1 protein-coding gene is annotated in these 1251 nt (G+C 55.4%); it reads right to left on the bottom strand.

The window, feature by feature from the left end:
- Nucleotides 1-538: 538 nt before the first annotated feature.
- On the bottom strand, nt 539-979 hold the full coding sequence (gene ssb, locus QZ302_RS09985) for a single-stranded DNA-binding protein (protein WP_294594976.1): 441 nt from the start codon (nt 977-979) through the stop codon (nt 539-541).
- Nucleotides 980-1251: the final 272 nt, after the last annotated feature.

Below are 1251 nucleotides of genomic sequence, written 5' to 3'. Positions count from 1 at the left end.
GCACTCGAAAGATGGGCGCGTCTACTCCTAAACGTCGCCCGCGGCAATTCTGCCGGATTGGCCGAGCGCCAACCGGCAGAATATGCCCTTTTAGACGGGCGGGCGACGGATTTTTCGTACAGGGTCAAGTTTTTTTCGCGCGCCTTGGGAAATCTTGTCAAAACGTGCCAGCACATTTTGACGATTTCCCTCTTAAGGCGGCGGCGCGCGGTTTGGTTCGAGGGGACTGTTCTCTTTGTGAACAAAGAGAACCAGAAAAACTTTAGACGGATGCTGACGCATCCTCATGCTGCCGACGGCCCAAATCTCTGTCCGCGCGATGGGTTTGAGGGGACTGCGCTCGGGCCGCGCGGGCCCCACGTCCCGTAGACGGGAAATGCTATGCATTTCCACTGGCAGCCTCTACCCTTTCTACTCGCGCGTAAAACGCGTGGGAACAGCCCAAATTCTTCAATCACCCATTCATATGCCCAAGCGAGCAATCCCACTATCTCGGCCCTATTCCTCTCCAATGACACCCTCTGACATTCCAGCACCTTTAAAACGGCAGATCGCTCGCATCTTTCGACAACTCCGGCACCCCCTCTTCAACGCTCCCTTTCCGAACCTCCTGCCGCCGATCATCCCCCAACGCCCCCTCGTTCCGACGCCCACCGCCCAGCAACCGCACCTCCTCCGACAAAATTTCCACCGCATACCGTTTGTTCCCCGTAGCCTCCTCCATCCACTCCCTCGACCGAATTTTACCCTCCACATAAATTTGCGCCCCCTTTCGGATGTACCTCTCCGCAAAGTCCGCCTGCCCCCGCCACAACACCACCGTATGCCACTCCGTGTGCTCGCGTTTTTCGCCCGTCGCAGCGTTATAGATCCGCTCCGTAGTAGCGACCCTCAATTTCGCCATTTTATTGCCCGTTTCGAGCGCCCTGACCTCCGGCTCCGCCCCCACATGCCCGATCAGGATGACTTTATTGACCATAGATGAATGTATTTAATGCTATTTTCCTGAGTGAGATCCTCCCACTTCGCATCTAAGATAACGCATTTCCGGGGACTACCTACGCGTCTCTTGTGAAAAAATCGTATCTTAGCCGAAATTAGCCTTTTATCGTTCTTTGGCAGCGCCCCTCCCCGCCCCGGGCTCCCGCGACTCGGGATATGACAAACAGGGAGGAGAATTGCGACAATGCGGCAACAGCGGAATTTCCAGATCCTCTGCCACGAGTACCATCAACGGCATTTATTTGTTAT

The sequence above is a fragment of the uncultured Rikenella sp. genome, from assembly GCF_910579375.1.
Taxonomy (GTDB): Bacteria; Bacteroidota; Bacteroidia; order Bacteroidales; family Rikenellaceae; genus Rikenella.
Note: the sequence above shows the minus strand (reverse complement) of the source record. Positions and strands in the feature narration are given on the sequence as shown.